The 208-nt window shown below is 44.7% G+C and carries 1 pseudogene; it reads right to left on the bottom strand.

Annotated elements, in window-relative coordinates:
• Positions 1–208 (bottom strand): annotated as a pseudogene (locus tag CWB85_RS22335) (leucyl aminopeptidase); the annotation flags it as partial.

Below are 208 nucleotides of genomic sequence, written 5' to 3'. Positions count from 1 at the left end.
CGACCACCTAAGATGGTGAAATCAGCAAATGTGCTTTCAAGTTGATCTTGGTAATCATCCCACAGTGGTAATTGCCATGCACGGTCGCCACTTTGTTCAGATGCTTTTAATAAGTCATGTGCCAGTGGATTGTGGTTTGATAACAACCCTGTGGCATGAGCACCATGGCCAACAATACTGGCACCGGTTATAGTGGCTACATCAATTA

The organism is Pseudoalteromonas sp. S1727, from assembly GCF_005886375.1.
Taxonomy (GTDB): domain Bacteria; phylum Pseudomonadota; class Gammaproteobacteria; order Enterobacterales; family Alteromonadaceae; genus Pseudoalteromonas; species Pseudoalteromonas haloplanktis.
This window is presented reverse-complemented; position numbering and strand designations above follow the sequence as displayed.